The sequence below is a fragment of the Variovorax sp. Soil_C_26 genome (assembly GCF_057657075.1).
Window position 1 is genome coordinate 105,410 of the sequence record NZ_JBDGJC010000004.1, and the last position, 26,776, is coordinate 132,185.

The window sequence follows — 26,776 nt, forward strand, 5'->3', positions numbered from 1 at the left end:
CAATTCACCCCCGTCCGCGCGCCGCCGGTCGTTGCCGCTGAGGCTTCGCGCAGGCCGGTGCTGCGCCGACCCGTCGGTGTGGACAACAATGGCGCCCTATGAGGAGAGGGTGCGGGCCGGGCCCGCACCCGAAATCACGGCACCCATGAAACTCCTGCTTGTCGACGATCACCCGCTGTTCGGTGTCGGCTTTGCGCATGCGCTGACGCACGCCCGTCCCGACTTCGAGGTCCAGACCGCGCTCTCGCTGGGCGAGGGTGTGGAGCGTGCCTCGCAATGCGCCCCCGACATCGTGCTGATCGACTACCGCCTGGGCGGCGAGGACGGGCTCGAAGGCTTGCGCCTTTTCGGCGCTCGGCATCCCCTCGTGTCGCGCCTGATGATCTCGGGCGACGAGGAGCCGGCACTTGCCGCACGCGCACGCGCCGCGGGCGCAGCCGGCTTCATCGGCAAATCGCGGTCGGTGGCGCAGATCGCGGCGGCGCTGGACGAGGTGGCTGCCGGTGGCGAGTCTTTCGATGTGCTGCCCTCGCGCACCGGCCTGCCGGTCGCGAGCCTCACTCCGCGCCAGCTCGAAGTGCTGCTGCTGGTGGCGCAAGGCCGCCAGAACAAGCAGATCGCCGCCGAACTGGCGATCGCGGAGCGCACGGTCAAGCTCCACATCACGGCACTGCTCGACACGATGGATGCGCGCAATCGCACCCACCTTCTGGTCCAGGCGCGGCGCGCGGGGCTGCTGCTGGAGCCGCGATGAAACCTTCGGCTCCAGCGGCAGCCCCGCTGAAAGCGCCGAACGTGCCCGGTGTGCGCGGCGTCATCGCCGCGCGCCTGCGCTTCTCGGATCTCCAGCTCCAGCAGGTCGAGCAGATGATCCGCACCACGCCCTGGGTGTGGATGCTGGCCGCGCTCGGCGGCTACCTTTGCTACCGCGAATACGCGACAGGCGCGGACGGCGCGCGCGTGCAGGCGTGGTTCGCCGTCTACTGCTTTCTCGTGGCCGTGCGGGCCGGCATCTGGGTGGCCTGGGTGCTGCGGCCCGGCCTTCGATCCAACCTCGCGGCAATGGCGCTACCCATCATGGCCAGCAGCCAGAGCCTGGCCTTGTCATGGGGTGTCCTGTGCGTCCTGCTGCAAAAAGACGGACCGCCGCAGGCCGAGGCCATCCTTCACATCGCGATGGTCACCGTCTCGCTCGGCGGGGCAATCCGGCTCTCGACGATGGAACGGTCGGCCATCGTCTACGTCGGCCTCATCCTCGGCCCCCTGGTGCTGCGCGACATCTGGTTTGGCGGCAACTACCACCTGGCCATGGCGCTGATCGTGACGCTGATCGGCGTCTACACCCTGCTGAGTTCCAGGGAGCTGTCTCGCGCGTTGCACGAGATCCAGGCGCAGCGCCGGCGCAATGCGGAACTGGTGATTGCGCTGAGCGCCGAAAACGAGCGCAGCCGCTCGGCCTGCCAGACCGCCGAAGAAGCCGTTGCGGCGCGCATGCGCTTTTTCGCCTCGGCCAACCACGACCTTCGCCAGCCGCTCAACGCGATGGCACTGCTCGCGCAGACCCTGCACACCGTCAGCACGCAGCCCCAGGTGCAAGCGCTTTCGGAGCAGCTCGTGGCCTGTGCCGACGGCATGACCGAGGTGGTGGACGACCTGCTGAACATCACGCGGGCCGATGCCGAGTCGATCAGCCCGCAATGGGCGCTATTCGCCATCGACGACCTGCTGCGCAATTGCTGTCGGCCCCACCAGGCGGTGGCCGCAGCCAAGGGGCTGAAGTTCGAGATGGCCATCGAAACCGCCATGGTCCGCAGCGACCCCGCCCTGCTCACGCGCGTGATCACCAACCTGCTGGCGAACGCCATCCGCTACACGCGCAGCGGCACGGTGCGGATCATCGGGAGCCATTCCGGTGGCAACGGCCGGTTGCGCCTGGCCATCGAGGACACAGGGATCGGCATCGCGCCCGAGCACCTGCCGCACATCTTCGACGAGTTCTATCAAATCGATAACCCCGCGCGCGACCGCCGCCTGGGCTACGGCCTCGGCCTCGCGACCGTCAAGCGCTTGAGCGAACTGCTCGGCCTGGGGGTGACCGTGCGGTCCCTGCAGGGGCAAGGCAGCGTCTTCGAAGTGCAGGTGCCGATGGCCGACGTCGCCGAAGGCGGCCGGCCGGACGATGCCGAGCGGCTCGCCGCATCATCGAGCACTGCGTTGGCGGCGCGCGTGCTGGTGGTCGATGACGACCAGAGTTCGCGGCAGGCGCTGCAAGGGCTGCTGGCTTCCTGGGGCACCGAGGTCCGCGCTGCGAGCGACATGGCGGGCGCGCTGGGCTTGCTGGAAACAGGCTTTCGTCCGAACGCACTGGTGGTGGATCTGCGGCTTGGCCTGCAGGCGAGTGGCATCGATGCCATCGAAGCCCTGCGCACAGCACTCGAGGACCCCGGGCTGCCCGCGGTGATCATCACTGGCGACGTCGCCAGCGTCACTTTGATGACGGCGCGCGCGGCAGCTCTGCCCGTGATCATCAAGCCGGTGCGACCTCCCCAGTTGCGAGCTTTCCTCGGCTATGCCCAGACGCGCGACAGCGGCCAACTTCGGCAGCGTTGACCGTTCTCTGGCACCACCCCTTATCGGGGTGCTGCGACCCTTTGCTGAATCGCGCCGAAAACGGTATGGCCGCTTGCGTCGAAGGCTTCGATCCGCACGGTCTCGCCATCCCGCAGATAGGGAGTGACAGGCTCTCCTCCCTCCAGCACCTCGCGCATCCGCTGCTCCGCGATGCAGCCATATCCCGCGTCGGCTCGGCGGTTGGAGACGGTCCCGGCGCCCAGCAATGTGCCGGCGCAGACGGTGCGCGTGCAACAAAGGTGCGCGGCGAGTTCAGCGAACGAAAAATGCATATCGTCGCCGCTGCGGAGACTCCCCACCTGTTCCTCGTTGCGCCAGACAGCCAGATTCAGGTGCAGGCGCTGCCCATCCCACGCGGTGCTGAATTCATCGAGCGTGACCGCCACGGGCGCGAACGCCGATGCCGGCTTGCTGCGAACGAAGCCGAAACCTTTTGCCAGTTCGGCGGGGATCAGCTCGCGCAACGAGACGTCGTTGACGAGGACCGCAAGTCGCGCCGCGCTGGATGCCTCTTCGGTCGTTGCGCCCGCGCGCAGGTCTCCCAGCACCAGCGCCAATTCGGCTTCGAAGTCGATGCCCCATGAAGCGCTGTCGAACGCCATGTCCTCGTTGGGTCCGAGAAAGCCGTCGCTGGCCCCTTGGTACATGAGGGGGTCGCTGTAGAGTTCGGGCGGCATGGCCGCACCCCGGGCCTTGCGTACCAATTCGACGTGATGCAGATAGGCTGAGCCGTCTGCCCATTGGTAGGCGCGCGGCAGCGGCGCCATGCACATGGATGCCTGGAACGGGAATGCCCCCGCCAGTCGTCCGGCTTCCAGCTGTGAGGCCCGCAGCTTCAGATCCTGTTCGACCGCCATCCAGCGGTCCAGCGCCCCTTGCAGCGTCTGTGCAATGTCTGCGACGAACACGGCCCTGTCCAGCCGTTTGGTTACCAGCACCAATTGCCCGTCGCGCGAGCCGTCGCGGTAGGTCGCGAATTTCATTCAGTTGCCTCCATGGGTTGTGCAAGCGCCTCGGGCGCGCTCAGCGCGTCAATCCGGCCGGGTCCAGGATCGCGATGCAACCTGGCTGGCGGTTCACAAGACCGCGGCGTTCGAAGTCCGCGAGCGTCAGGCTCACCCAGGTCCGACTCGCGCCGATCATCTTTCCGAGGTCATCGTGAGTGAGATCGTGCACGGCCTGCTTGCCCCCCGGCGTGCGGGTGGCCAAGGCCACGAGAATGCGCCCGAGCCGTTGCGAGGCTGAATCGAGCACCAGCGGCGCGCTGCGCTCGATGTTCTCCACCGCCAGCAGGGCCAGCAGGCGGGTGATGTTGTGCGAGAAGCGGGGAATCCGTTCCAGGCAGGCCGCAAAGTCGAAGGTGGACAGAATGGACACATCCACAGGCCCGGCCGCCTCCACCGACAGAATGCGGGGGCGCTGCAGCACGGCTGCGGCCAACCCGAGGATGCTGCCGCCCGTGAGCATGCTGAACGTGAACTCGTCCCCCTCGGGCGAGGTGATGAACAGGCGCACACGCCCGTTGCGTACCACCACCAGCGTATCGCTGGGTTCGCCCTGGCTGAAGATCAGTGAGCGAGGCGCATAGGAGCGCGCACGCATGAGGCCGTGCACGGCCTCCGCCTCTGCATGGCTCAGACCGTGCAGCGCCTGGTTCCACTTGGGGTCGATCCGCTGTTGTTCCATTGCCGCTCACTATGCCGCAGCCCCGTCGAAATACCGATCGAACTTGTCGGCTTCGTCCCGGAAGCGCTCGGCGTCCGGTGGCGCAGGCCTGGGGCTCGTGATCACCGGCCACTCGGCCGCGAGCCGCCGGTTCAGATCGCGCCAGCGTGGCGCGGCATCCATGTCGAACGCGATGGCCCCGGCAGGGCATTCGGGCTCACACACGCCGCAGTCGATGCAGACCGCCGGATCGATGACCAGCATGCTGCGCCCTTCACGGAACGCATCCACGGGGCAGATCGCGACGCAATCGGTGTACTTGCACCGGATGCAGGCCTCGGTGACGACGTAGCTCATTTGTCGACGAATGCCCGCTCGAAGACGTAGTCGCCCATCTCGCCGGTGCAGGGCGACGCTTCGAACCCACGGGCGTCCAGCTCGGCGCGGATTTCTGCCAAAGCAGGCGGGTTTCCGCACACCATCACCCGATCGCGCTCGGGCGACAGCGGGGGCAGCCCCAGGTCCCGGCACAGTTGTCCGCTGCGAATCAGCGCCGGTATGCGGCCCGTCACCTTGAATGGCTCTCGGGTGCAGGTCGGGTAGTACACGAGGCCGCGTGAAACATGCTCGCCCAGGTACTCGTCGCCAGGCAGGCGCGACTGCAGCTCTTCTGCGTACGCCAGTTCGCTCACGTACCGCACGCCGTGCACCAGAACCACGCGCTCGAACCGCTCGTATATCTCGGGGTCGCGCACGAGGCTCATGAACGGGGCAAGACCCGTGCCGGTGGCCAGCAGGTAGACGTTGCGGCCCGGTCGCAGGTCGTCGAGCACCAGCGTGCCCACCGCCTTGCTCCCCACCAGCACCTCGTCGCCCGCGTTCAGGTGCTGCAGCCGCGAAGTCAGCGCGCCATCGCGCACCTTGATGCTGAGGAACTCAAGCTCCTCCGCGTGGTTCGGACTGGCGATGCTGTAGGCGCGCATCAGCGGCCTTCCCGCTACCGGCAGCCCCACCATGACGAAATGGCCATTGCGAAATCGCAGTCCGGGTGCACGCGTGGTGGTGAAGCTGAACAGGGTGTCGTTCCAGTGGCGCACGGACGTGACGCGCTGAGTGGTGATTGCGGTCATGCGGAGCTCACTGAACCTTGATGTTGCTTTCCCGTACCACCCGGGACCAACGAGAGACCTCCGAGCGGATGAACCGGTCGTATTCCTGAGGGCTGCTGCCCACCGGCTCCATCCCGAAATCCCGCACCCTCGCCGCGAAAGCCGGCTCTTTCACGACCGCCGCGATGTCCGCACCGAGCTTGTCGATCAGCGGCCGCGGCACCTTGCTCGAGGTGACCATGCCGAAAGCGGACACCACTTCGAAGCCCGGCACCGTCTCTGCAATCGCAGGGTACGCGGGGTCGCTGGCCATCCGCTCCTTCAGCGTGATGCCAAGCACCTTGAGCCTGCCCGCGCGGACGTACTCCTTCACAGGCGCCCAGACATCGAACATCAGGGGAACCCGCCCGCTGAGCACGTCGGCATGCGCGGCCGCGCTGCCGCCATACGGCACATGCAGCAGGTCGGTGCCGGCCATCGCGTTCAGCAATGCGCCGGACATGTGGTTCAGCGTACCGGCGCCTGGCGTGGCGTAGCTCAGGGAGTCGGGCCGGGTCCTGGAAAGCGCGATCAGCTCGCCCACGCTGTTGGCCGGCAGCGACGGATGGGCGACCAGAACGCATGCCGAGGTGGTGATCTGGCTCAGGCCGGCCAGGTCCCCCAGCGTGTCGTAGGGCAAGTCGCTTCGGATGGCCGGATTCACCACATGGGCCATGACCACCATGCCGATGGTGTGTCCGTCCGGGGGCGCCTTGGCGACCAGGTTGGTGCCGATGGTGGAGCCTCCGCCAGCGCGGTTCTCCACCACCACGGGCTGCTTCCACTTCTCGGACAAGCGTTCGCCCAGCATGCGGGCGAGAACGTCGGTCGGCCCGCCAGCGGTGAACGGCACCACGATGCGCACCGGTCGGGACGGGAACGTCTCCTGCGCGCGCAAGGGCAATACGGCACAGGCCGTGGCGGCCAGTGCGAGCATGAGTCGGATCGAGTTCTTCATGGGGTACCTTCGGTTGTCGCGGGATGGGGCGCATGGACGGCGCTTTCCGGGTCGCCCTGCGGCGCCTCGTGGGCCAGGCAGTCCAGTCCGCCCTTGAATTCGGAGACCGCAAAGATTTCCGCGCCGTGGCGCTCCAGCCATTCGCTGTCGACGGACAGCCCGTTCTTCTGCAGCAATGGCTGCGATGCCTCCACGATGGCTTTCCAGTCCTCCAGGTGTCGCAACGCCTTCAACCGGTCCGGGTGCGGCGCCTGCCCCAATGCCTGGGCGAGAAGCTCGGTGAAGTTCACCACCTCGAAGGCTTCGGTGCGCTCCAGGCCGATGAAGGCCATGTGGCAGCCGTGATAGAGCGTGACCAGCGCGTCGGCCTTGTGGAACCTCACGCGGTCCACGAGGTACTGGTGCTCCTCTGCCTGCAGCGTCGGCGTCTTGGAGCAGCCGGAACCGCCACAGGTGTAGGACGACTCCAGCACCGTCTCGACCACCTCCAGCCCCGGGATCGCGCGCAACAATGCCTCGACGTTGCGGCCGACCTCGGGCACGCCATGATGGGCATGCAGCACCACGCGTCGCGGTATCCGGTGCACGAAGAGCGCCTTCAGCCGGTCGGCGCGCGACACGAAGTAGGACGTCACGTGATCGAAGTCGTACGTGCGCGGCGCAAAGCCGTGCAGGGTTTCGTTCAGATGAAGGTCGCAGGTCGGACACCAGTTCAGAACCTTTTCCGGTTCGAATGCGCCGAAACGGCTGAGCGTGTGCGCCGTGACACGTCCCCCCACCTGCACTTCGCCCTGCCATTTGGAGGCGATGACGCCGCAGCAGGACGAGGGACCGCCGGCCACTTCGTAGTCCACCTCCAGGGCGTCCAGGACCGCCATGGTGTTGAACAGCAGATTGGGCGTGCGCAGCGCGTTGCAGCCGGTGTAGAAGACCATCTGCGACTTGCGGGGACGCACCGGCTTGAACAGGCGTGCGTAGTCGGGGGGCAGCAGCTGCATGGCGATCATCAGCTTGATGGAGCGTGCCATGCGCCTGAACAGCTGCGGCGTCCGGCTTTCCCTTGCGGCGTCGTGCATGCTGGCCAGCATCAGCAGGCGGCGGGGATTGACGCCTTCAGGACATGCGGGAACACAGTCGCCGCATCCGTTGCAGCCGTGCAACCAGTCCGCCGAGGCCGCCTCCGGGGCCTGCCCTTCGCGCAACAGGTCCAGGACACCGCCGATCACCTGGCGCGGATCAGCGCCTGATGCGGCACCATGCGGCACCACCGGGCACACCTCGACGCACCGGGCGCAGCCCGTGCACGCCGACAGCAGGTCATCGGTCTCGCGGCGCAGGAACGCGCCCGCATCGACTTGCGCCTCGCTCATGGTGCCTGCTGCGGCAGATGCACCACCGCCTCTATCTCGACCAGCATGCGCGGGTCGATCAACCGCGACACCTCCAGCAGCGTGGCGGCCGGCCTGCCTGCGAAGTACGGTGCTCTGAGCTCGAGTGTCTCGTTGTGGAAGCGCTCGATGTCGGTCGTGTAGAGCGTGTACTTGACCACGTCTTCCCAGCGCGCGCCTGCCGCATCGAGGATGTCGCCGAGGTTGCGAAAGCACTGCGCGGTCTGTTCCCGGATGTCGCCCTCCCCCACGACCTGCCCGTCGGCATCGCGCGCCGTCACGCCCGCCGTATGCAAGGTCTGTCCCGAATGCACGACGCCCAGGGAGAACCGAACAGCGCTCTCCCAAGGTTTGCCCACCTGTACGACACGCCGGCTCATGTGCGAACGCCCCTCAGCAGCAGAACCACGCAGTCGGCGCCCGTTCGGCGGTCGCGCGCGATCGCTTGATACGCCGGCGATTCCGCCCATGCGCGATAGGCCGGTTCATCGGGGAACGAAAGGACCACGACCTTGTCGCCCGTCCAGTCCCCCTCCTCCACCTTCGGACTTTCGTCGGCGGCGAGGACCTGGCCTGCGAACGCTCGAAAGACACTGCCGAAGGCTGATTGGTAGCGGTCGTAGGCCGGCCGATCCTTGAACTTCAGTTGCGCAACAACGTATACGGCCACGAGAACACCCTGTTTCGAGTTGAGGTGTCCCAAGTGTGTCGACGCGAGCCTTCAAGGCTGGTTAAGTTCTTAACAGCTCAGCGCCCTTGGCAGCAATGGTTGACTCCGCCATAGCGTCTCCGTGCTTCGGCTTCTTTGACTACCTTGGAGATGACCTGAAGATGGACCCTGGCGCATCTCACCGGACTGCATCAGCGCCCGCTCGCGCGTTATCGCGTTCATGCAGGCGGCGCCGCGCTCGACCACCACGATGCAGTTCGCGCGAGCATCGCCAGGCCCGCCAGCACCGCTGGCGGTTCGCGTGAAGCGCTTCAGGTGCGCAGGATGTCGCGAAGCAATGCGCAGCTCAGAACCCGAAAGCGCTGCGCACGCCGCACAGCAGCCCGCTGCAGGCGGACGGCGTGACATAGAGCGTCTTGATCTCGCCGCTCGGCAGACCCAGGTCGCCGATCAGCACCGCGCCGTTCGCCCCCTGGGCGTTGGCCTGCGCGACCAGATCGTTCGCGTTCGCCGCGCTCGTCAATGCGGCGTAGCTGAAGGTGGCGGATTGCGTCGTGTCCTTTTCATAGAGGGCGCGCATGCCTTCGCTGCCGAAGATGTAGTCGCTCTTGAAGCGGAAGCCGCGCGCGCCCTGGGCTTCGAGTTGTGCCATGAATTCGGCATCGGTCGTGGCGCTGGGCAGCACTTCGACGTCGTACCTAGCGGTGCTCTGCGAGTCTTTCTGGAAGATGCGCACCGTTTCGCTGCCGACGATCAGCGAGCTGCCGAGGTGGTAGTAGCCCTCTGCGCCCTGCGCCTTGTCTTGCGCCAGCAGTCCGGCGATGGTGTTGCCGGCCGGCTCCGGCAGCACGCGGTAGCTGTAGGTCGAGCTGCTGCCGTTGTCCTTGCGGTAGATGGCGCCCCGCGTGTCGGGGCCGGCATAGCTGAAGCCGCGCGCCCCCTGCGCGTCGAGCTGCTGCTGCAGTTCGGCGGCCGTGCCCGCGTTGGGCGGAAGTTCGAAGCTGTAGGTCGTGGTGTGGCTCTTGGCGAACAACACGGAGAGGTCGTAGGTCGTCGTGCCGGTGGTGTAGATGATGCCGCTGACGTAGTTCCAGCCGTTGGCACCTTCGGCGCTCAGCTGCGAGAGGAAAGACGGGCTGGCCGGCAGGGCCTGGTAGCTGATGGTTTGCGTGGCCGGAGCGGGCGCCGGTGCTGGCGCGGGGGCCGGTGCGGGGGCTGGCGCCGGCGCAGGGGCTGGGGCCGGGACAGGCATCAGTCCGATGCCGTTGCCACCACCACCGCCGCCACCGCATGCGCTCAAAACGACGGCGGTCGCCGCGATCCACAGACTGCTTTTCATGGAGAACTTTCAGGAGAGAAATGCCCTTGCCGGGCGGGCCCGAAAGTTAAGCGGTGCGCGCTGGATTTGACAGTGCCGAAAGTCATGTTTCGGCGGTGAGCGCGCGCCGCAGCGCCGCGACGTTGACCGGTTTGAACAGCATCGGGACGCCCGCTTCGCGCGCATGCCGCAAGGGCTCTGGCGCGGTCTCGCCGGTGATGAGCAGCAGGGGCCGTTCGATGCCGAAGCGCCGGTGCAGGCGAAGGCCGACGTCGAGCCCGTTGACGCCTTCGGGAAGGCGGTAGTCGCAGATCAACAAGTCGACCTGCTGCGAAGGCACCTGGGCGCGGCTGAGTGCGTCCACGGCGGCCTGTTCGTCGCAGACCGCCATCACCTCGATGGACCACGCGCGCAGCAGCACGGTCATGGCTTCGCGGATGTCGGCCTCGTCGTCGATCAGCAGCACGCGCCGGGGCAGGCGACCGGCCGGACGCGCGGCCAGCGCGACACGGGCGCGGGCTTCGGCCAGCGGCAGCGAGATGCGGAATCGGCTGCCGCGCCCTGGCCGCGAATGCAGTTCGACCGGATGACCGAGCAGGCGCGACAGGCGCTGCACGATCGACAGGCCGATGCCCAGGCCGCGCGCACGATCCCGGCCCGTGTTGCCGACCTGGTAGAACTCCTCGAAGATCCGGTCGCGCTGGTCGGGTGCGATGCCCGCGCCGGTGTCCAGCACGTCGATGCGCACCGTGCGGCCGAACGCGCGCGCCGTTACCGCGACGCCACCGCGCTGGGTGTACTTGATGGCGTTGTCGATCAGGTTCGACAGCATGCGCGCCAGCAGTTGCGGATCGCTGTGCACCCAGAGGCCGCTGGCGCGCAAGCGCAACTGCAGGTTCTTCTGCTCGGCCTGCGCCGAGAACACATGGTTGAGCGACAGCAGCAATGCATCGATCTGCACGGGCTGGAATGCGGGCGTGACCACGCCGGCGTCGAGGCGCGACACGTCGAGCATGGTGTCGAGCGACTTGCCCAGCGCGTTGACCGCGCGCATCAGGCGCTCGGCGTTGCGCCCCTCGGGCCGGTTCTGGAGCGCACTCTCGAGGGCGGCGCCGAACAGAGCGACGGCGTGCAGCGGCTGGCGCAGGTCGTGGCTGGCGGTGGTGAGAAAGCGCGTCTTCTCGGCGCTCGCGCGCTCGGTGGCCGCGACCTGTTCGCTCAGGCGCGCGGCCAGTGCCTCGTTCTCGAAGCGCAGCAGCAGCGCGTCGGTCAGCTGCCGGTGCTCCCGCACACCGACACGCAGCATCAGCGCGAGGTTGATCGTGGCGAAGGCGGCAAGGAACCAGTGCACCCCGCCGCCGTGCACGATCAGTGCAGCGATGAGCCCGACCAGCATCGGCAGCGTGTGGCCGTACATGGCGACCGTGAGCGGGCGCAGCGACTGCACCGCGCGCGCGCAGTTGCCGAGCATCACCACCATTAGCACCGCGGTCACGGCGATGTTCCCTGCGGGCACGAAGAGCCAGGGTGCCATGGCGTCGGCCAGGCCCATGAGCGTGACCGCGACCGTGATGCGCCGCACCCATTGCGGGCTGTCGGCGGCCGGCGCCGCCGGCGTCCAGCGCGGTGCGAGCGCCAGGTAGCCGTACAGCGCGAGGTGCAGGCCGACGAAGGCGATCACCGCGGGATCGCGCAGCTGCAGGTACAGGAAGCCGCCGAGCACCAGGATGAACACGACCCTGGAAATCAGCGTGGCGTTGTAGATGTAGTAGACCGAAGCGACGTGCTCGCGCAGTACGCGCTGATCGAGCGCGTCGTCGCCGGCGTTGCCCGCACTGCGGGCGGGGAGAGGCTTGCCCACGGGCCGCGGCCTCAGCGCAGCTGGCTGATCAGCTGCGCCCGCGAACGCACGCCGAACAGCAGCAGCAAGGTCGAGACATGGTTCTTCACCGTGCCTTCGCTCAGATGGGCGAGCTGCGCGATCTCGCGGTTGGCCTTGCCTTCGAGCAGCCATTGCAGCACCTCGAGCTGCCGCGGCGAGAGTTGCTCCAGGGCCTCGGTCCGTTCGGCCGGCGGCGTGGGCGACACCGGCCCCGCTGCCGCCGCCAGCCCGATGGCGGCGCTCTGCACGTCGAGCAGGCCGCAGGCGCGGATGAAGCTCACGACCTCGTTGAGGTCGGCCGATTTGGGCAGGAAGGCGACCGCGCCGTGGTCCAGCGCGCCGCGCGACTGCGTCGTGTCGACGGTACCGGAGAGCACGACGATGCGAGCCGAGGGAAAGCGCGTGCGAAACGCGATGAGGCCCTCGAGGCCTTGCGTGTCGGGCAAGGCGAGGTCGAGCAGCACGAGCCCGATCGCGTCCTCCGCAGCCGCATAGAGGGACAGCGCGTTGGCCAGGGTGTCGGCCTCCAAGACCTCGGTGGCCGACGCCGGATCGGCGGCCTGCGACTGCACCAGCGCACGCACGCCCAGGCGAACCAGATCGTGGTCGTCGACGACCAGGATCGCGCGCGGTCGTGCCAGCGGTGGAAAGGTGTCGGCGTGCGGGGCCGCAAGGGAAGACAGGGTCGTTTCGGGTCGCATTGCTAAACATGTTAACGAAGCACCCGGCACGCGGAAGTGCCGGAAGTCATCTCTGGTGCGCGGACCTTCGCGGGCGTGTTCGCCGGACGCTACGAACAAGGGGCGCGCGGCCGTCTTTCTCCTGACTTGCACCCAGCGCACACTGCAGGGTTCCGTCCAATGGAGGCGCCCATGCGCATGGAATTCCTGCAGGGCTTTTTCCCGGCCCTCGCGCTGTGCGGCCTCTGCGCCGGCGCAGCAGCACAGGCACCCGACAGCTGCGTCGAGGTCGTGGTCAACGGGGAGCGCACGCCCTCCTACGCCTGCCTCACGCAGAAGCTCAGCCCGGCAGCGCCGCAGCGCGGCACCGGCGATGCACACCCGGGCATGGCGTCGGAAGCCATCGTGCAGCGGCCATCCAACCAGCTTGGGCTGTTCAACCGCGCAGCGACAGGCCACCGCATGGGCAACACCTTCGGCACGTCGGTCCATCCGCAGCGCCCGCCGCCGGTGGTGCCCTCGTCGCCCCTGATGAACGGCCGCTGAGCCCGGCCGGGCCCTTGGCCTCGCCTCAGGTGTGCGACACGAGACGCAGCGTGAGCTGCAACACCATGGGCTGGCGCATGTCGCGTGGCGGCGGTTCGGCCAAGGGCTTCGCCGTGAGCACCGCGCGCAGGTCGGTGTCGGCCTGCGCGTCGCCGAGCGGGTCGAAGGCCACGCGGTCGATGCGGCCGGTCGGCCCCACCCAGACGCGCACCACGAACGGTGCGGGCGGCACGGCACGGCCTTCGTCGCGCATGCGCGACTGCATCGCGGTGTGCAGGCGCACCACTGTGTCGTCGTCCGGGTCGCTGAGCGACGACTGCAGCTGGCTGCTTGCACGCGTGGCGTAGCTCACCCAGTGTTGCGGCACCTGCTGCTGGTGCGGCTGGGTCTGCGCTGCCACGGCGGCGCTGGCGAGCCCCAGGCCCAGCCAGCCCAGCGCGCGGCGCAGGCGGCCTCGTGGGGGCGCAGGTGTCGAAGCAACAGCAGCAGTCATCGCGGTCTTTCAGGAAGGAAGCCCGACGCAACGCGCGCCGCACCTGCGGCGCACGCGGTTGCGCGGACTCTCAAGGAGACGGTCCGCGCCGCACCGGACTGCGGTTTGTCACCAAAACTTCATGAAAATCCGCGCCCTGGGCGCAGCGCGCGCCTTGCCGCGCTGACGCCTGCGAGCGCCTGTTGACCGGCGTTGCCGGCGCAGTAGTCGAGCGCCTGGCGCAGCGCGGTGTCCACGCCACGCAGCGACAGCGCGTACCGGCTGGCGACCTCGTCGCGGGTCATCTCGTCGATGCGCAGCGCGACCAGCACCGAGCGATGGCGGCGCGGCAGGCGGTCGATGGCGCGCTGCACGGCCGCGAGGTCGGAGCGGGCCTCGGCGATGCGCTCGGGGCCGGGCGTGTCGTCGGCCAGGTGCTCGATCTCGCCGTCGGCGTCCGCGCTGGTGTACTGCCACGAGCGGTTGCTGCGCATGCGGTCCATGGCCGCATTGCAGGCCATGCGGTAGACGTATGCGCTGGGGTTCTGCACCGGCGATCGCACCTCCAGGTGGCCCAGCCGCAGCCAGGCATCGTGCAGGCATTCGCTCGCCATGTCGGCGCAGCCCAGGTGGTGGACCAGCCTGCGCCGCAGCGCGTCGTAGTTGGCCGCAAGAAACGCCCGCAGCGCAAGGCGGCGCTGCGCCTCGTCGAGCGGCTCGTTGGCCGCTTCGTCGGCCGCGGGCGATGGCTGCTGCAGTTCGCAAAGGGCAATCGATGCCATGGCGTGAACCTCTCAGCGGTCCTGCCGCAGGCGGCGAAGCTCGTCGCTGCTCAGCTCGGCCCAGTGCGCGGGGTCGATGTTCGGGCCCATGCCCACCACCTGCACCGGGCTGCGCGCGTCGTAGTTGCTGGCCGATGCACCCGCTGGCAGCCCGCGCGCAGGCGGCGAGGCGTCGGCGCCGCCGGATGCCGGCTCGTTGCCGAAGCCGAGCACGCGCACCGTGAAGACCGAGGGCAGCGCCTGGCGCGCGGCCGCGCGTTCGCGCTGCACCACGTCCTGCGCCGCGGCCGTGGCTTGCGCTGCCGCGGCGCTCGCATTGGTGAGCGCGCCGATGTTCACCGCCGCGATCACCGGTAGGCCCTTGGTCTCGCCCTTGACCTGGATGTTGTCTGCGTTGAGCACCTGCAGCGCCGCGATGTTGAGGTTGCCCGCCACGCGCAGGCCCGCATCGCCCGCGTTCACCGTGCCGCCCGGCGCGACCAGGTCCACGTCGCCGTCGCCCACGGTGCCGATGCCGCTGCCGCTCATGTCCGATTTCTCGCGGACCACGGTCGTGCCGTCGAGGTCGGTCACCACTTCGGGTGCCGAGGGCACGCGCAGCGTCTTCGAGCCGCGGCCCGCATCGATGTCGCCGATGGTGGACCAGATGATCTGGTCGCTGCCCTCCTGCGTCACCTCGGGCACGAACGACAGGATGCGCGACTGGTTCACGGTGACGTCGTCCCGCGCGAAGATGTCGATGTGCCCCGAAGCCAGCGTGACCAGGCCGTAGCCGGCCGGCACCGTGGCGCCGAGCGCGGCCACCTGCAGGCCGCCGCCGGGCGTGAGCACGTTGATGTCGCCGCCGGCCTGGGTGCGCAGCATCAGGGTGTTCGCCGCCACGTCGCCCTTCCAGCTGTCGCCCGGGAACAGCGTCTTGATGGCTGCATGGCCGCGGTTGTAGCCGCCGTTGCGCGGCAGGCCGCCAGCGCCCGGCTCGTTCTGGTCGCGCCCCGCTTCGCGCAGTTCGAGCAGGTAGACCTGCCGCAGAAACTGCTGCTGCGCGAGCTGCGGCAATTGCTGGAAGCGCGCCCACGCGTCCAGCGGCGCGAGCGTCTCGCCGGTCATGGTCTTCATGTAAGACACGAGGCCGCGCCGCACGGTCTTCTCCTGGCCGCCCGCGCGCACTTCGAGCTGGTCGACCAGGTGCAGCGGCAGCACCGTGCCGTCTTCGGTGCGGGTCTTCAGGTACTCGGGCATCGAGGCGACGGCCGCCGGGTCGAGGTAGGCGCGGGCCATCGCGTCGTAGCCGACCGCACTGTTCAGCCCGGCCATCGCGGTGATCGCGGCGCCCTGCTCGGGCAGGCCGTTGACCTGCGTGTCAGGCATCGCGCGGTTGTTCGCGTCGTAGCGCTGGTTGCCCAGCGTCTGGACCTGCAGGTTGTCGGCGTACAGGTCGCGGCCGGCGGCCAGCACCAGCGTGCCGGGGCCCTGCATCTCGATGTTGCCGGTCAGGCCCTGGCCGATCTGGCTGTCGGTGTTGAGCGCCGCCACGCGCTCCACCGCGAGGATGTCGTTGCCCGCCTCCAGCAGCGTGACGTCGGAGGCGCGCAGGTTGCGCCCCGCCACGCGAACGCCGCGGATGTCGGTGCCCGCGCGCACCCAGGTCTGCTCGTTGGCCCTCAGGTCCAGCCCGATGATCGAGCCCTGCGAGGCATAGATGCGGCTGGGCTCGAAGTCGTTGGCGAGCGGCAGCACGTCGGGGTTGCCGACTTCGCGCAGGTACGGGTCCCGGATGTAGGAGGCGCCCGGCCAGTTGATCATGTTCTCGAGCAGGCGGTCCAGGTCGACCTGGTTGAACGGCGAGTTCGAGCCCCCCGGCAGAAAGCCGGACGGCATCATCGCGGGCGTGGCGTAGGCCATGGCGAGCTGGCCGCGGTCGAAGCGGATGTCGTTCTTCGCCACCAGCGTGACGTCGTTCGTGGTGCCCGGCAGCACGTGCAACGGCCCTTCGATGCTGAGGCCGCCGTTCAGCGCGGCCGCCGAGAGCCGCGCCGGATACCGGTTGCCGCCGAAGCCGACGAGCGTGTCGGTGTCGAAGCTGTTGAGCCGCAGGTCGCGGAAGATGAAGGTCGCGCGGTTCACGAAGGTGATGTCGCCGCCGGTCGACACCAGCTTGAGCGCGCTGCGGTCGGTGTAGCCGCTCATGTAGGCGCCGTAGTTCAGCAGCTGGCCGTCGTTTCGCAGGCCTTCGCCGTAGGTCACGAGCAGCGGGTCGATCACCGACTGCAGGCGCAGGTCGCCCGCGGTGCGCAGGCTCAGCGTGGCGTCGCCGAGCGCGAGCACCGGCGCCACCGTGTAGTCGGTGGTGGTGGTGCCGCCGTTGCTGTCGTCGCGGGTCAGCACCACGGTGCGGCCAACCGCCGTCTCGCCGGCGCGGATGTCGCCCGCGCCGCGCGCCACGTAGTACTGGCCGCCGCGGATCGCGCCGCCGGCAGTCACCGTCATGGCACCGCCGTTGCGCACTTCCATCGCCATCGCTTCGCTCGCGGAGCGGCCGCCGCGCATGCGCATGTGTGTCGGCAGCGCGACCAGCAGGTTGCGCAGGTCGCCGCCCGCATCGACGCTGACGTTGCCGCCGCCCAGCGCGCCCACGCCCTGCTGGAACTGCCCATGGTTGACCCACCAGCTCGATTGCTCCGGCGCATGCTGGATCAGGCCGTAGCTGCCGTCGGGCAGCACGCCGTACTCGTTGTTGGTGTAGACGCCGAAGTAGCGCTCTTCGTTGAGGTTGCCCTGGCGGTTGAGCCACTCGGTGAAATGCTGGTCCGACGGCGCGGCCTCGATGCTGCCCTGCGCGCCTATGGCGAGGTTGCCGCCCTCGACGCCGTAGCGCGCGTTCGGGTTGGCGGTGGTGAAGTCGCTCCACGCGGTGGTGTCGCGGCGTCCAGCGGTGTAGACCACCGATTCCTTGTGCGCCAGCACCAGGTCGCGGCCCGCGCGCACGTCGAGGTCGCCGGTGCCGGTGCGGACCTGCTTGCCCGCGCCGTTGTCGGGCGCCGGCTCGCCCTCGGACGGCACCGCCGTGTTGGCCGTGCCAACCACGATCGATCCCTTGCCCGCGGCCTGCGCCGCCAGCGGCTTGAGCGCCAGCGCGTCGGCCGAGCCGAGTTCGCCGCCCGCCACCAGCCGCAGGTTCCACGACGCGCCGGCCTGCAGCAGGCCGCTGCGGTCCGCGGCATCGAAGCCGTCGCTCAGGTGGCCGTGGATGGCCAGGTTGCCGCCCGCGCGCAGGGTCAGCGCGCCTTCACGCGCGCCGGCGAAATCGCTGTAGAGGTTCCAGTCGCCGTTCAGCGCCAGGTCGCCGGCACTGCGGATCTCGATGCCCGGCATCACCGCCAGGCCGGTGCCCAGGCGCGCGGCCACCGCGGCCGATGCCGCACGGAAGCGGCCGGCATCCGCGATCGCGTCGGCCTTGACCGAGTCGACCGTGGCGCCGTCGTAGTCCTCCACGTCGTAGACGCTCACGCCTTCGAGCACCGCCGAGCGTGCGCCGGCCACGGTGGCACGCAGCGCGGCCACGGCGAGGTCGTCGTGCGCAGCGTTCTGCCGCGCCCGCAGGCGCACCTTGCCGCCTTCGTTGCCGGCCACGTCGATCAGCCCGCCCTGCAGGTCGAGCTGCCCGCCGGCCGCTTCGAGCGTGACGCGACCGTTGCCGAGGCTGCCGGTGGCGCCGGCCAGAAGCCGTGCGCCGGTCTGCATCGCCACGCCGTTGCCGCCGGTGATGCGGATGGCGCCGCCATAGGCCGAGCGCGCATCCACCGTGCCGGCGATGTCGATGCTGCCGCGGTCGGCCGTCAGACCGAAGTCCTCGACCGTCGTCAGACCGCCCAGCACCACGTCGCCCTGGCGGATGCGGAACTGGCGCGACCGGTTGAAGCCGGCGTCGTTCAGCCGTTGGCTGAAGCCGGCGAAGTCGGGCAGCGCCTCGATGTCGAGCGCGAAGCTACCGGCCCGGCCCCCATTGGCACCGGCCTGCGCCGCGATCCGTCCGTCGAGCACGACCGTTCCGCCGCCCGACGCGGCGAGGCTCAGGGTGCCGGCGTCGCCGCCGCCCGGGTGCGCCGCCAGGTTCAGTTGCCCGCCCGCGTCGAGCCGCACGTCGCCGCCCACCGCCGACAGGTTGATGCGGCCCGCATCGGCGTATTCGCTCACGTCGAAGAACTGCTTCGCGAAGCCGCCCACGTCGATCAGCGCGCCGTCGGCCACGACCAGGCTGCCGCCGGTCGCGGTCATGTCGATGTTGCCGCCCAGCGCCACGGCCCGGCCGCCGAAGACGATGCTGCGGCCGGTGAGGCCGAGGCGCAGGCCCAGGCTGTCCTGCAGGTCGACCGATGGAGACGCGCTCCCCGGGGATGCGAGCACCTGCAGCGCGCCGCCGGTGGCAATGGTCTGCACCGCGCCGCCGCGGCCGGTGAGCAGCGGCGTGTTCAGCGTGAGCGGTGCGGCGCCGGTGTCGATGCCGCCCACGCCCTCGCCGACGATGCCTTCGCGGCCCGTGAGCGTCACGCTGCCGAAGCCCGAGAAGCTCTTCTGTCCGGCGCCCAGCACCAGCGTGGCCGCGTCCAATGTGAAGCCGCCTGCGCCGGTGCCGCCCCCGGCCGTGGCACCGCCACCGCTGTTGGCGAGCGCGATGCCCTCGCCCCGGATCACCACGTCGCCCGCGCCGCGGCCGACGAAGGCGGCGCCGTCGAGCGTCAGCGCCTTCAGGCCGGCCGCGCCCAGGTCGAGCGAGCCGTAGAAGTCGAAGTCCGAGTAGCTGCGCAGCGTCAGCCGCGTCGAGCGCGACAGCTGCGCGAGCGCGCCGCTGTCGAGCACCATGCCCTCGGTGCCGCCGCCGAAGCCGATGCGGCCCGCCGCCACCGACAGGTCGGCGCCTGCGATCTGCGCCGAGGCGGCCAGTTCGGTGGTGCGCGTGGCGTCGATCAGCAAGGCGTTGCCGCCGTCGACCACGGCGCCCGCGCCGATGGTGACCAGCCCACCGCGCGCGGTGTCCACGCCCTCGCGGATGACCTTGACCGCGTCGCCGGTCGCCACGCGCACCAGCGCGCCCCAGTCGCGGGCCGGCGTGGTGAGCACATCGTCGACGGCGTCCCTGGCGTCGATCACACCGTCGTTGTTGTCGTCCGGCTGCCCGTCGGGGTCGGTGTAGACCGCCGCGACCTGGGGCTTGACGACCAGGCTGCCGGTGCCGCCGGTGCCGCGGCCCCGTGCGCTGACGCGGCTGCCTGCATCGATGGCCACCTGCTCGCTGGCCGCCAGGATGACTTCGGGGCCGAACAGTTCGTAACCCTCGTCGTTGCGCACCACGATGTCGGTCGCGGTCACGTCCAGTTCGAGGCCGAGCGCATTGCCCTGGCGCTTGCCGCCCACCAGCAGGCTGCCGGCGCCGAAGTTCGACAGGCTCGCCGAATCGATGACAAGGTAGCCGTCGGCCTGCAGGCTGGTGCCGTCCTGCCCGCGGCCGACGATGGCGATCTTCTTGCCCGCGATGTCCACCAGCCCGCCGCGCCCGCCCGCCTCGGGGGCCGAGCGCAGCGTGCCGTCGAGCACCAGCCGACGGCCCGCGTCGAAAACGACCGCGCCGCCGTCGCGCGGCAGCCGCGGCGTGACCACGTCCTGGCCCGTCAGGCGGTATTGCGTGAGCTTGAAGGCCTCGGACGAGAAGAAGTCGTTGGCCGTGGCCTCGTTGTATTCGGTGTAGCGGCGCAGCGTGCCGCCGGGCATCACGCGCCAGGCCGTGGCCTGCGCGTCCTGGTTGCCGCCGTAGGCGTTGCCGGCGCGGCCCTGCATGACAAGGCTGCCGTCCGGCGCGCGGGTGGCGGGCGCGGGCGCGCCGCCCCATGCCTTGCCCGTGGCCTGCACCGCGAAGGCGCCGGGCAGCAGCGCGAAGCGCGCGGGCAGCAGGTTGTACCAGCCCGCTGCAAGGCCCGGCCCGCCGGCCAGCCAGACGCGCTGGCCGGCCGGTGCGCCACCGGCCGGCGCCGCGCCCGCCTGTCCGGGCAGGATCGCGTACATGCCGGGCACGTTCAGCACGTCGTGCGAGCCGCCGGGGCCGGGCACGAACTCCGAGGCATGCAGCTCGCCGCCTCCGGCGATGTCGACCACCGCGCCCGGCGCCAGCGCCACGTCGGGCGACTTCAGCGTGATGCGCTTTTCGGGCGGCGCCACCAGCGAGCCGCTCGAAGGATTGGCCGGGTCCACGGGTTTCGACGGGTCTTGCCAATGCTCGTTGTTGGACAGCGTGCCGTAGGGCACGGCCAGGCCGGCGCCCGACACCGAGGTGAGGCTGCCCGCACCCAGCGCGAGGCGCTCGCCCGCCGCCAGCTCGATCTGGCCGAACGGTGCGCGCAGCACGCCGTTCTGCGCGATCACCGGCGCTTCGAGGCGCAGGCTGCCGCCGGCCGAGAGCGGCGCGCCGCCCGCATCGCCGAGGCGCTCCACGGTGATCGAATCGCCGGCACGGATGATGCCCGTCATGGCGGTCGCCGGGTACACCTGACCGGCGTTGAGCTGCAGCTGGCCGTCCACGTCCAGGTTGACGTGGAGCCGCGTCTCCTCGCCGAACTGCGCGGGCAGCGCGCCGCCCAGGCGGATCTCGCCGGCCTCGAGCACCGTGCGGCCGAAGCCGGTGATGCGGACGACACCCGACTGGAATCCGCTCGGGTCGTCGGGCGAGGCGATGTCGATCAGCGCGCCGGTGACGCTCAATTGGCCCGTCGCGCCGGGGGCCTGCGGTGCGGGCACGGCCGCGGTATCGGGCGTGGTCGCCAGCAGGATGTGGGGCGCGCGCAGCGAGGACGACGAGGCCGCATGCCCGACGATCGGCCCCTGCAGCGAGATCGAGCGGCCCAGCGCGAGGTGCGCGTTGTCGAGGCGGATGGCGCCCTGCGCGGCAGTCACCAGCGCGATGTCGGCGAAGCCACCGTCCCTGAACGCCTGCGGACGCAGCGTGAGCGCAAAGTGCTGGCCCGGCTGCTGGAGCACGTCGCGCAGCAGCTCGCCCCCGAACAGCGTGTCGCGAAAGCTGTCCAGCGTCTGGGCCGAGAGGCCGAACGCCGCCGGGTCGAGCGGGCCGGGCACGCCCGGCGCTGCCAGGCCGTCGGACAGCACCAGTTCCTTCTTGTCCGCCAGGTGCGCGAGCAGCGTGGACGGCAGCACCATCGGGCCGGCGATGTCGTAGCCCCAGCTGCGCAGGCCGGGCGCCCAGTCGAAGTCCAGGCCCTGCTTCCAGTCGCTGCAGTTGCCGTCGACGAAGAAGCCGTAGCAGTCCGGGTCCGGCAGCGAGCGCTCCAGGTGCTCCAGCGGCGAGCCGTTCGGGCCCGAGGCCGCCATCATGTTCACGCGGATGCGGCCGCCGACACCACCGGGGCCGCCCGCCGCGCCGCGCATCGTGCTTTCGACCAGGCCCTTGCCGGTGATCTGGATCAGACCGCCGTTGCTGTCGAGCGTGATCGACGGCACGCTGCGCGGCAGCCGCGTGCCGCTGGTGCCGGTGTCGGGCACGCCGTCGATGGTGCCGGTCGCGCCCGAGACGTCGATCAGCGCGCCCTTCTCGAGCGTGAGCTCGCCCGCCCGGATCTCCACCGTGCCGCCGTCGCGCACCTCGCCCACGCGGCGGCCGGTGCTGTCGGCGTGGATCAGCGCCGCGCCGCGCGCCAGCAGTTCTCCGCCGGCCTCGAGCGTGAGCTCTGCGCCCGACAGCACGATGCGCCCTGCCGGTGCGTCGAGCCGGCCAGCGACGGTCAACGCGCCCAGCTCGCCACCGGCCTCCAGCGCCATGGCGCCGCCGGTGTCGGTGCGCACCGTTGCGCCGCGCGCCACCCGGATCGGGCCGTTCTCGGTGCCGAGCGACAGCGATGCGGGCGTGCGCGCCGCACGCTCTTCGGGCCGCAGCACGCCCAGCGGCGCCACGTCGGCCAGCATCCGGCCGCTCGGCAGGTCGCGCCAGGCGAAGCCGCTCAGGTCGATGTTCGTGGCCTGCTGCGAGACCGTGACGCCTTCGGGCACCTCGATGCCGTGGCCTTCGCCGCGCGCGGCGATGGTGACCCGTCCGAAGCCGCGCTCGCCGAAGAGCGTGGCCGGCAGCAGGGTGACGGCGGCTGCCGCATCGTCACCGGTGGATGGGTCGGTCGGTGCGCTGTTCAATGCACCGCCGATCTGCACCGCCGAGGCGGTCTCGATCGACAGGCTGCCCGCCGCGCCGGCCGCATGGGCGCGCAGGTTCAGCGCACCCAGGTCGAGCTCGGGCGTCACGCCGGTCAGCGCGATCGAACCCGCATCGCCGACGCGCAGCGAGGGCAGGCCCTTCTTGCCGAGGTCGGCGCGCCCGCCGCCCGAGACGTCGAACACGGCGTCGCGGTGGGCCGAGATCTCTCCGACGTTCAGCGTGATCGCGCCGCCGTCCACCGCCCAGGCGCCGCGCGGTGCGCCGTCCCGCCAGGCGTTGATCCATTGGCCGCTGGCATCGATCCGGCCGTGCTCGCCCACTTCGAGCATGCCGTTGACCGAGGTGAGCGAAATCCGCCCGCCCGCGGCGCGGATTGGCCCATGGATGCGGATGTCGTTCGTCGAGCCTTCGGTGCCGGCCACGAAGAGCGATGCGCCCGGCGACAGGTCGAGCGCGGCACCCTCGGCGAGTTCGAAGTCGCCGTTGATGTTGTTGAGCACGATCGTGCCCATGCCCGAGTCGCTGAGCATGCGGTCCGACAGGAAGGTCAGCTTGGGCGACTTCGGTTCGTCGGGCACGAGCGGCAGGTAGAAGTCTTCGCCGAGCGTGGCCTTCGCGTCGAAGCCGGGCGCGAGGCGCTTCGGGTCGTGTGTGACGATGATGGTGCCCGGCGACCACGGCCGGCCGTCGGGCGTGTTCTCGCCCAGCTCGAGCCGGCCGCCCTGGTTGGCGGCCGGTTTCTGCGCCTGGCGGTCGCCCACCACCACGCCGCCGAGCATGTCGCCCTCGAGCACCATCGCGTCGCCCGCGAGGATATTCACGCTGCCGGCCTTGCGCCCTTCGGTGTAGCCGGCCTCCTTGTGGTTGGCGCCGATGAGCGGCGTGCGCCAGGTGTTCTTCACGCCCCAGCGCGCATGCGCGTTCGTGAACTCGCCCGCGATGCCGATGTAGTCGGTCTCGGGCATGGCCCGGTCCATCGTGTGCACGCGGCCGTCGGCGCCCATGAGCTTGGTCGCGGTGTTCATGCCGTCGGTGTAGCGCACCGATCCGCCCGACACGTCGAGCATCGATCCCGCGCGCGTGATCACCGCGCCGCCCGCGCGCAGCTCGATGCTGCCCGCGTCGGCCGACAGCTCGCGCAGGTCGGTCTTGCCCACGCCGACCCAGCCCGTCACGTCGGCCAGCGGCGTGCCGGTCCAGGCGCCGGGAATGTAGGTCGTGCCGTCGGGGCCGAGCACCCATTGCACGCCCGCCATCGGGCCGTCGCGGAACACGCCGGCCATGCGGCGGTCGACGATCACCTTCTTGCCGCGCAGCCACGAGTCGAGCAGCAGCGGCGAATCGCGCAGTTCGTTGATGCGCAGCTCGGCCTCGATGAAGTTGCGCGACATGTCCACACGCATGTCCTGCAGGCCGGCCACGCTCAGGAAGGCGTCGCTGTCCAGGTAGATGCGGCTCGCGTCGCCGCGGCTGCCCGGCTTGAGGTACGGGAGCAGCGTGAAGATGGGATTGGTCGCCGAGTCGGCCCTGATCGTTCCCGCCGGCACCAGCACGCCGGCGTTGGCCTGCACGTCGATCAGCTGCCCGAAGAGGCTCACGCGGCCGGGCTGGTAGCGCGTGGCGAGCGCGGAGGCCTCGATCTCGCTGGTGTCGGAGGCGTCGCGCAAGACCTGCGCGATGCTGCCCTCGCCAAGGGTCAGCGTGCCGGCCGACCAGTTGATCAGGTCGTTCACGCCGTCCGCATACATGTGGGAGCCCTGCCCCCAGGCGCGCAGCAGGATCGAGCCGTTGCGGTTGTTCAGTGCGCTGGTCGAGGCCAGCACACCCGACTGCCGCACGTCCTGCGCCTGCAGCGTGATGTTGCCGCGCTCGGCCTGCACCGTGCCGCTGTTGACCACCTCGTAGCCGACAGACTTGGCGCGTGCGGCCATCTCGGGCAGCACCACGTCGCGCAGGCCGAAGACGAAGTGCGCGTCGGAATAGACCTGCGCCAGCCCCAGTGCGCCCAGGATCTGCCCGCCGCCGAAAGCCCAGCCGGGCACCGCCGAGGCGGCCACATCGAGGCCGCGCGGCGCGTTCGGGTCCTGCGCGGAAGCGGTCTTCAAGAAGACGTTCTCGCCGGCCGCGAGGATGACCTGGCCGTCGGGCGCGGCGATGTGCCCCGCATTGCGCACCTTGGGCGCAAACAGCATGACCTTGCCGCCCGCGGCCGCCGCAAGGCGCGCGCCGGCTTCGACCGTGACCGCGCCCGGCGCGGCGCCGGGATCGAAGCGGTCCACGCCGCCCATGCGGTCGGGCGTGCCGCCGCTGCCGGGCTTGAAGCCCGAGTCGCCATAGATCTCGGGCCGCATGGATGTGAATTCGCCGAACTGCGGAATCGCGAAGTCGTTGCCCTGGTTGGCAAGCACCTGCGGGTTGTTGATGCCCAGGTTGAACTGCTTGTCCGACAGCGCCAGGCTGGAGGCGACCAGCGTGCGCGTGTTCACCTGGCTGCCGCCGCCGAACACGATGCCGTTGCGGTTGACCAGGTACACCGCGCCGTCGGCCTGGATCTGCCCCGCGATCCGGCTCGGCTTGCCGCTCGGGTCGTTGATGCGGTTCAGCGCGATCCATGCGTTGGTGCCGTCGGGCTTGGCGCCGCCCTTCTGGTCGAAGCGCACGGTGGTGTTCTGGCCGACGTTGAAGCGCTCCCAGTTCAGGATCGCCTTCTCGTCGGTCTGCTCGATGCCCACCACGGTGCGGCCGCCGGCCACCGTCTGCACCGGTGCGCGGGCATTGAGCCAGCCGGCGGTGAGGCTGTTGGTGTCGACCTTCAGGCCGCCGTCGGCCAGGCCGTCGGGAATGTCCGAGCCGGCGTTCGTTGCGGCGTCGCGCGCGGCGGCCTGCGCGGCCTGCTGCGCGGCAATGGAACGCGCGGCCAGGTTCAGGTTGCCGATGGAGCGCTGCAGCTGCTCGTCGGCTTTGCGCTGTGCCTGCGGGTCGGTCAGCATCGATGCCGGCATGCCGTTGGGCAGGCGGCCCGTGGCCGTTGCGGTGCTTTGCGCCGCATTCTTGCCGGCGAACCACGCGCCGCTGAATGCCCGCTGCGCCTGGGCATCGGCGAGCGCACCGTTGGCGACCACCACGATGGCAATCGCACGCGCCACGGGCGCCATGCGAAAGCGCCCACCGCGCGGGATGTGCGGCGCAGGCGCCGCGTGGATCGGTGTCGTTGCTGCGCCCTGGGGTCCGCGTGTGGTCATGGGTCGTTTCCGCCGGAAAGTTGAGTCGATGCACATCGACGAACGGGCACCCCATCTCCCGCAACTTATTTCTCCCGCAACTTATTTTTTCAACTCAGGACGACCACCCCGCCCGGCAGCGAGCGCGCCTGCAGATCGAAGGCGTGCTGTAGCTGCGCCAGCGCGAGGTCGAGCGACGCAATGTAGAAGCTGCCCGTGACGGGCCGGTCGCGCGCGGCCGCGTTCACCAGCACGACGCGGCCCGGGCGATAGCGGTTGATCTCGTCGAGCACGTCGGACAGGCGCGTCTCGGTGAACACCAGCGCGCCCTTGCGCCAGGCGGCGAGGCTTGCCGCGCCGACGAGCGCCACGCCGCTCACCGACCGGTTGTCATACACCGTCTGCTGGCGCGCGCCGAGCTCGCGCGTGCCGGCCGGGTGCTCCACGCGAACCGCGCCCTCGATGCAGGTCACGCAGACCTTGTCGTGCAGGTAGCGGACCTCGAAGCGCCCCGCCGTGGCCAGGCTGCGCCCGGCGCCCGCGACGACGCCGAAGGCCGGCCCGCCGCGGCCCCCGGACGGCAGGTCGAAGGCCGCCTCGCCCGCGAGCAGCTCGACGCCGGTGGTCTGGCCGTCGGCCGTCTGGCGCCGGATGCGGGTCTGCGTGTTGAGCGTGACCTGCACCCGCTCGCTCAGGTCCACCACGAGCTGCTCGCCGGTGGCGGTGCGGTAGTCGGCGCCCCACTCGCCCGGTGCGGGCCACAGCCCCGCGGGCGGGCGGAACACGGCCACGCCTGCCACGCCGGCCATGGCCGCCGCACCGGCTGCGGCGCCGAGGAAGGCACGGCGCGGCAGCGCCGGCCGGGGCCGGTGGCGTGCATGGAAGGCCGCTGCTTCGGCATTGGTGCGCAGCAGCTCGGCGGAGGCCGGGCCGAGCGCGGCCCATTGCGCCTTCGCCTCCCGCACGGCCGCGGCATGCAGGTGGCTGCGCGCCACCCACCGCTTGAAACGTTCGGCGTCCTGCGGCTTGACCGCGCCCGAATGGAACAGGCGAAGCCATTCCCAGGCCTGGCGACGGGTTTCGTCGTCGTGCAGGGACGGGGTCATGGCGTCATGCGTCACGGCCGCGGCCTTTCAAGGGGCCACGGCCCGTGCTGCGGCGCGGGGCGATGCGGTGCTTCACCCCATACGACGAACGGGGCGGCCG

18 protein-coding genes and 1 pseudogene are annotated in these 26,776 nt (G+C 70.1%); 3 read left to right on the top strand and 16 right to left on the bottom strand.

The features are described 5' to 3' along the window. The first annotated feature begins 145 nt into the window (after nt 1–145). Both AC3A6G_RS13210 and AC3A6G_RS13215 read left to right on the top strand, forming a co-directional pair. On the top strand, nt 146–754 hold the full coding sequence (locus AC3A6G_RS13210) for a response regulator transcription factor (RefSeq protein WP_487860460.1): 609 nt from the start codon (nt 146–148) through the stop codon (nt 752–754). After that, nucleotides 751–2,610 (top strand): ATP-binding response regulator, encoded by a 1,860-nt coding sequence (locus tag AC3A6G_RS13215; RefSeq protein WP_487873842.1) that lies wholly within the window; start codon nt 751–753, stop codon nt 2,608–2,610. The genes AC3A6G_RS13210 and AC3A6G_RS13215 overlap by 4 nt, the downstream gene beginning before the upstream one ends. Nucleotides 2,611–2,630: 20 nt before the next feature. Here the strand turns inward: AC3A6G_RS13215 and AC3A6G_RS13220 are convergent, their stop codons facing one another. From AC3A6G_RS13220 to AC3A6G_RS13275, 12 genes and pseudogenes are all read right to left on the bottom strand, one after another. After that, entirely contained in the window at nt 2,631–3,614 is a 984-nt protein-coding gene (locus AC3A6G_RS13220; protein ID WP_487873843.1) for a fumarylacetoacetate hydrolase family protein, read from the bottom strand. 40 nt (nt 3,615–3,654) lie between these two features. Further along, a complete protein-coding gene (locus AC3A6G_RS13225; RefSeq protein ID WP_487860457.1) occupies nt 3,655–4,317 on the bottom strand; it encodes a Crp/Fnr family transcriptional regulator in 663 nt (220 codons plus the stop codon). A 9-nt stretch (nt 4,318–4,326) separates the two neighbouring features. Next, entirely contained in the window at nt 4,327–4,653 is a 327-nt protein-coding gene (gene fdxA, locus AC3A6G_RS13230; RefSeq protein WP_487860456.1) for a ferredoxin FdxA, read from the bottom strand. Next, nucleotides 4,650–5,426: a ferredoxin--NADP reductase gene (locus AC3A6G_RS13235; protein WP_487873844.1), complete on the bottom strand. Its 777-nt coding sequence runs from the start codon at nt 5,424–5,426 to the stop codon at nt 4,650–4,652. The genes fdxA and AC3A6G_RS13235 overlap by 4 nt, the downstream gene beginning before the upstream one ends. Before the next feature lie 7 nt (nt 5,427–5,433). Next, nucleotides 5,434–6,402, bottom strand: coding sequence for a tripartite tricarboxylate transporter substrate binding protein (locus AC3A6G_RS13240; protein WP_487873845.1), 969 nt, complete (start codon nt 6,400–6,402; stop codon nt 5,434–5,436). Then, nucleotides 6,399–7,772, bottom strand: coding sequence for a (Fe-S)-binding protein (locus AC3A6G_RS13245; RefSeq protein WP_487873846.1), 1,374 nt, complete (start codon nt 7,770–7,772; stop codon nt 6,399–6,401). The genes AC3A6G_RS13240 and AC3A6G_RS13245 overlap by 4 nt, the downstream gene beginning before the upstream one ends. Then, entirely contained in the window at nt 7,769–8,260 is a 492-nt protein-coding gene (locus tag AC3A6G_RS13250; RefSeq protein WP_487873847.1) for a RidA family protein, read from the bottom strand. The genes AC3A6G_RS13245 and AC3A6G_RS13250 overlap by 4 nt, the downstream gene beginning before the upstream one ends. Beyond that, entirely contained in the window at nt 8,167–8,460 is a 294-nt protein-coding gene (locus AC3A6G_RS13255) for a DUF1330 domain-containing protein (RefSeq protein ID WP_487873848.1), read from the bottom strand. The genes AC3A6G_RS13250 and AC3A6G_RS13255 overlap by 94 nt, the downstream gene beginning before the upstream one ends. Before the next feature lie 144 nt (nt 8,461–8,604). After that, nucleotides 8,605–8,724 (bottom strand): annotated as a pseudogene (locus AC3A6G_RS13260) (peptidoglycan-binding protein); the annotation flags it as partial. Between the two features lie 82 nt (nt 8,725–8,806). Beyond that, entirely contained in the window at nt 8,807–9,799 is a 993-nt protein-coding gene (locus tag AC3A6G_RS13265; RefSeq protein WP_487873849.1) for a hypothetical protein, read from the bottom strand. Between the two features lie 82 nt (nt 9,800–9,881). Further along, nucleotides 9,882–11,639: an ATP-binding response regulator gene (locus AC3A6G_RS13270; RefSeq protein ID WP_487873850.1), complete on the bottom strand. Its 1,758-nt coding sequence runs from the start codon at nt 11,637–11,639 to the stop codon at nt 9,882–9,884. 11 nt (nt 11,640–11,650) lie between these two features. Continuing rightward, the gene (locus AC3A6G_RS13275) at nt 11,651–12,361 is read right to left on the bottom strand and encodes a response regulator transcription factor (RefSeq protein WP_487873851.1); all 711 of its coding nucleotides are present in this window, start codon (nt 12,359–12,361) and stop codon (nt 11,651–11,653) included. A 171-nt stretch (nt 12,362–12,532) separates the two neighbouring features. Here AC3A6G_RS13275 and AC3A6G_RS13280 point away from each other — a divergent pair, with 171 nt between their 5' ends. After that, nucleotides 12,533–12,886: a hypothetical protein gene (locus tag AC3A6G_RS13280; RefSeq protein WP_487873852.1), complete on the top strand. Its 354-nt coding sequence runs from the start codon at nt 12,533–12,535 to the stop codon at nt 12,884–12,886. Between the two features lie 25 nt (nt 12,887–12,911). Here AC3A6G_RS13280 and AC3A6G_RS13285 read toward each other — a convergent pair whose 3' ends face one another. The 4 genes from AC3A6G_RS13285 to AC3A6G_RS13300 all read right to left on the bottom strand — a co-directional run bounded on the left by AC3A6G_RS13285 (nt 12,912) and on the right by AC3A6G_RS13300 (nt 26,676). Next, the gene (locus AC3A6G_RS13285; RefSeq protein ID WP_487873853.1) at nt 12,912–13,379 is read right to left on the bottom strand and encodes a YbaB/EbfC family DNA-binding protein; all 468 of its coding nucleotides are present in this window, start codon (nt 13,377–13,379) and stop codon (nt 12,912–12,914) included. A gap of 119 nt (nt 13,380–13,498) precedes the next feature. Then, complete coding sequence (locus AC3A6G_RS13290) at nt 13,499–14,140, bottom strand: RNA polymerase sigma factor (RefSeq protein WP_487864764.1); 642 nt, start codon at nt 14,138–14,140, stop codon at nt 13,499–13,501. 12 nt (nt 14,141–14,152) lie between these two features. Beyond that, a complete protein-coding gene (locus tag AC3A6G_RS13295) occupies nt 14,153–25,591 on the bottom strand; it encodes a filamentous haemagglutinin family protein (RefSeq protein ID WP_487873854.1) in 11,439 nt (3,812 codons plus the stop codon). Nucleotides 25,592–25,680: 89 nt separating this feature from the next. Next, the gene (locus AC3A6G_RS13300; protein WP_487873855.1) at nt 25,681–26,676 is read right to left on the bottom strand and encodes a FecR family protein; all 996 of its coding nucleotides are present in this window, start codon (nt 26,674–26,676) and stop codon (nt 25,681–25,683) included. Nucleotides 26,677–26,776: the final 100 nt, after the last annotated feature.

What these genes read in the sequence shown, in the direction of transcription:
- AC3A6G_RS13285 (WP_487873853.1), bottom strand. Translation starts at nt 13,379, where the DNA reads ATGACTGCTGCTGTTGCTTCGACACCTGCGCCCCCACGAGGCCGCCTG.
- fdxA (WP_487860456.1), bottom strand. Translation starts at nt 4,653, where the DNA reads ATGAGCTACGTCGTCACCGAGGCCTGCATCCGGTGCAAGTACACCGAT.
- AC3A6G_RS13250 (WP_487873847.1), bottom strand. Translation starts at nt 8,260, where the DNA reads ATGGGCGGAATCGCCGGCGTATCAAGCGATCGCGCGCGACCGCCGAAC.
- AC3A6G_RS13210 (WP_487860460.1), top strand. Translation starts at nt 146, where the DNA reads ATGAAACTCCTGCTTGTCGACGATCACCCGCTGTTCGGTGTCGGCTTT.
- AC3A6G_RS13265 (WP_487873849.1), bottom strand. Translation starts at nt 9,799, where the DNA reads ATGAAAAGCAGTCTGTGGATCGCGGCGACCGCCGTCGTTTTGAGCGCA.
- AC3A6G_RS13245 (WP_487873846.1), bottom strand. Translation starts at nt 7,772, where the DNA reads ATGAGCGAGGCGCAAGTCGATGCGGGCGCGTTCCTGCGCCGCGAGACC.
- AC3A6G_RS13220 (WP_487873843.1), bottom strand. Translation starts at nt 3,614, where the DNA reads ATGAAATTCGCGACCTACCGCGACGGCTCGCGCGACGGGCAATTGGTG.
- AC3A6G_RS13290 (WP_487864764.1), bottom strand. Translation starts at nt 14,140, where the DNA reads ATGGCATCGATTGCCCTTTGCGAACTGCAGCAGCCATCGCCCGCGGCC.
- AC3A6G_RS13275 (WP_487873851.1), bottom strand. Translation starts at nt 12,361, where the DNA reads ATGCGACCCGAAACGACCCTGTCTTCCCTTGCGGCCCCGCACGCCGAC.
- AC3A6G_RS13280 (WP_487873852.1), top strand. Translation starts at nt 12,533, where the DNA reads ATGCGCATGGAATTCCTGCAGGGCTTTTTCCCGGCCCTCGCGCTGTGC.
- AC3A6G_RS13295 (WP_487873854.1), bottom strand. Translation starts at nt 25,591, where the DNA reads ATGACCACACGCGGACCCCAGGGCGCAGCAACGACACCGATCCACGCG.
- AC3A6G_RS13235 (WP_487873844.1), bottom strand. Translation starts at nt 5,426, where the DNA reads ATGACCGCAATCACCACTCAGCGCGTCACGTCCGTGCGCCACTGGAAC.
- AC3A6G_RS13300 (WP_487873855.1), bottom strand. Translation starts at nt 26,676, where the DNA reads ATGACCCCGTCCCTGCACGACGACGAAACCCGTCGCCAGGCCTGGGAA.
- AC3A6G_RS13215 (WP_487873842.1), top strand. Translation starts at nt 751, where the DNA reads ATGAAACCTTCGGCTCCAGCGGCAGCCCCGCTGAAAGCGCCGAACGTG.
- AC3A6G_RS13240 (WP_487873845.1), bottom strand. Translation starts at nt 6,402, where the DNA reads ATGAAGAACTCGATCCGACTCATGCTCGCACTGGCCGCCACGGCCTGT.
- AC3A6G_RS13225 (WP_487860457.1), bottom strand. Translation starts at nt 4,317, where the DNA reads ATGGAACAACAGCGGATCGACCCCAAGTGGAACCAGGCGCTGCACGGT.